Origin of the sequence: Cupriavidus basilensis, assembly GCF_029335485.1 — a bacterium.
Taxonomy (GTDB): domain Bacteria; phylum Pseudomonadota; class Gammaproteobacteria; order Burkholderiales; family Burkholderiaceae; genus Cupriavidus; species Cupriavidus basilensis_E.
Window position 1 is genome coordinate 1 of the sequence record NZ_JARJLM010000534.1, and the last position, 2,868, is coordinate 2,868.

A 2,868-nucleotide genomic window follows, 5' to 3' on the forward strand; every position below is an offset into this window, starting at 1 on the left:
GGCCAGACCGCTGCCGCGGGACAACCGGTTTGCCGCCTGCGGCCATCGGCCAGTCTGCCCGGGCAGCCGCCCAGCAAGCCATCCCGCCCGAATTTCAGCCAGAATTCCAGCCTAAACCTCAGCCGCTCCCAGCCTGCACGCCATGACAATCGCCCGTACCGAAGACATCATTGCCGAAATCCGTGCAGGTCGCATGGTTATTCTGGTCGACGAGGAAGACCGCGAAAACGAAGGCGACCTGGTTCTGGCGGCCGATTTCGTCACACCCGAGGCGATCAATTTCATGGCCAAATACGGGCGCGGCCTGATCTGCCTGACACTGACCGCCGAGCGCTGCCGCCAGCTTGAGCTGCAACCCATGGTCAGCCGCAACGGCACGGTGCACGGCACCAACTTCACCGTGTCGATCGAGGCAGCCGAGGGCGTCACCACCGGCATTTCGGCGGCCGACCGGGCCCGCACCGTGCAGGCCGCGGTCGCCAGGGACGCGCGCGCCGCCGATCTGGTCCAGCCCGGCCACATCTTCCCGCTGACGGCTCAGCCCGGCGGCGTGCTGATCCGCGCAGGCCATACCGAGGCGGGCTGCGACCTGGGCGCCCTGGCGGGCCTGACCCCGGCCGCCGTGATCTGCGAGATCATGAAGGACGACGGCACCATGGCCCGCCTGCCGGACCTGATCGAATTCGCGCAGGAACATGACATCAAGATCGGCACCATTGCCGACCTGATCCACTATCGCAGCCGCACCGAGAGCATCATCGAGCGTGCCGGCGAACGCGCCATGGCCACCCCATACGGTACCTTCCACAGCATCATCTATCGCGACAAGCCGACCGGCCGCGCGCATCTGGCGCTGGTCAAGGGCACGCCGCGGCCCGACCGCGAAACCCTGGTGCGCGTGCACGAGCCGCTGTCCACCCTGGATCTGCTGGAAGTGTCGCGCACCACGCATTCGTGGAGCGTGCCTGCCGCGCTGGAGGCCATCGCCCAAGCCGAGCATGGCGTGATGGTGCTGCTGAACTGCGGCGACACCGCGCAGCAGTTGTTTACGCAGTTCTCGGCGCTGGACGCGCCGCAGGACCGCCCGCGCGTGAAGCCGGACCTGCGCATCTACGGCACGGGCGCGCAGATCCTGAAGGATGTCGGCGTCGGCAAGATGCGCGTGCTGGCGTCCCCGCTGAAAATGCCGAGCATGACCGGCTATGACCTCGAAGTCACCGGCTACCAGCCCATGGGCGGCGGCAAGGCAGACTGAACTACCGTATACACACGGCGGCCGCATCCCTAGAGCCGGCCGCCGCACCGAACCCAGGAGAATACAAGATGGATCACGGTTTCTATCCCAGCAACCTCGAAGGCGAAGGCCTGCGCATCGGCATCGTGCAAGCGCGTTTCAACGAACCGGTTTGCGACGAACTGCGCGAAGCCTGCGTGGCAGAGCTGGAAAAGCTGGGCATCGAAGGCGAGGACACCCTGGTGGTGACCGTACCCGGCGCCCTGGAAATCCCGCTGGCACTGCAAAAGATGGCCGAAAGCGGCCAGTTTGACGCGTTGATCGCGCTCGGCGCGGTGATTCGCGGCGAGACCTACCATTTCGAGCTGGTCTCGAACGAGTCGGGCGCCGGCATCACCCGCGTCGGTCTGGACTTCAATGTACCGATCTCCAACGGCATCCTGACCGTGGACACCGACGCCCAGGCCCACGCCCGTACCCGCGAAAAGGGCCGCGACTGCGCCCGCGCTGCAGTGGAAATGGCCAACCTGGTATCCGCGCTGGACTCCCTGCGCGGCCAGGAAGGCGAGGAAGACGAGGACGAAGATGAGTGACGCGCCCGATAGCAGCAACCCCGCCGGCAAGCCGGCGGACGGCGCCAAGCCCGTCGCCAAGGCCGAGCCGAAGGCCCCGCCCAAGAGCGCGCGCCGCCGCTCGCGCGAACTTGCGCTGCAGGGCCTGTACCAGTGGCTGCTGAACCGCAACGATACCGGCGCCATCCAGGCTCACCTGCATGACGCCCAAGGCTTCAACAAGGCCGACCGCGAGCACTTCGACGCCCTGCTCAATGGCGCCATCCGCGAGGAAACCAAGCTGACTGGCGCGTTCGAGCCCTTCCTGGACCGCCCGGTGGACGAACTCTCGCCCGTCGAGCGCGCCGCCCTGCTGATCGGCAGCTATGAGCTGGTGCATTGCCTGGACATCCCGTACAAGGTCGTCATCAACGAAGCCGTGGAGCTGACCAAGACCTTCGGCGGCGTGGAAGGCTACAAGTACGTCAACGGCGTGCTGGACAAGCTGGCCGCCCAGGTGCGCGCGCCCGAAGTGGCCGCCCGACGCTGACCACGGCGACCGGCACCGTCCGCGGCGCCGCGCTTGCCGTACCGACACCCGCTTCAGGCGGGTGTTTCTACATTTACCCCCCGAACCAGCCAAGCGCCCGCCCTCCGGGCAACCCAGGCTAACCGAGCTAACCAAACCTCTCCCGCCATGGACATGCAGCGTCTCGCCACCGCCTCCCGCCTCGCCAATATCGACGCCTTCCACGTGATGGAACTGGCCAAGCAGGCCGCCGAACTGGAACGCGCCGGGCGCCACATCATCCACATGGGAATCGGCGAGCCCGACTTCACCGCGGCCGAGCCCGTGGTACGGGCGGCCGAGGCCGCCATGCGGCGCGGCGTCACCCAATACACCGGCGCGCTGGGCATCGCACCGCTGCGCGAGGCCATTGCCGGCTACTATAAGACGGCGTACGGCATCGACATCCCGGCCCGCCGCGTGATCGTCACCGCCGGCGCCTCGGGCGCGCTGCTGCTGGCCTGCGCGGTGCTGGTGGAGATCGGCGCCGAGGTGCTGATGCCCGACCCCAGCTA

Annotated in this window: 4 protein-coding genes; all 4 read left to right on the forward strand. The window is 67.3% G+C overall.

Annotated elements, in window-relative coordinates:
• Positions 1 to 142 precede the first annotated feature (142 nt).
• On the forward strand, positions 143 to 1,255 hold the full coding sequence (gene ribBA, locus P3W85_RS33255) for a bifunctional 3,4-dihydroxy-2-butanone-4-phosphate synthase/GTP cyclohydrolase II (RefSeq protein WP_276267882.1): 1,113 nt from the start codon (positions 143 to 145) through the stop codon (positions 1,253 to 1,255).
• Between the two features lie 68 nt (positions 1,256 to 1,323).
• Complete coding sequence (gene ribH / locus P3W85_RS33260; RefSeq protein ID WP_017230258.1) at positions 1,324 to 1,827, forward strand: 6,7-dimethyl-8-ribityllumazine synthase; 504 nt, start codon at positions 1,324 to 1,326, stop codon at positions 1,825 to 1,827.
• Complete coding sequence (gene nusB, locus P3W85_RS33265; protein WP_276267883.1) at positions 1,820 to 2,335, forward strand: transcription antitermination factor NusB; 516 nt, start codon at positions 1,820 to 1,822, stop codon at positions 2,333 to 2,335. Before ribH ends, nusB begins: the two co-directional genes overlap by 8 nt.
• 147 nt (positions 2,336 to 2,482) lie before the next feature.
• The coding region (locus P3W85_RS33270; protein ID WP_276267884.1) for an aminotransferase class I/II-fold pyridoxal phosphate-dependent enzyme at positions 2,483 to 2,868 on the forward strand (386 nt) is incomplete at its 3' end.

Excerpts from the sequence above, each read along its gene's own strand:
- ribBA (WP_276267882.1), top strand. The coding sequence starts at position 143 with ATGACAATCGCCCGTACCGAAGACATCATTGCCGAAATCCGTGCAGGT.
- ribH (WP_017230258.1), top strand. The coding sequence starts at position 1,324 with ATGGATCACGGTTTCTATCCCAGCAACCTCGAAGGCGAAGGCCTGCGC.
- nusB (WP_276267883.1), top strand. The coding sequence starts at position 1,820 with ATGAGTGACGCGCCCGATAGCAGCAACCCCGCCGGCAAGCCGGCGGAC.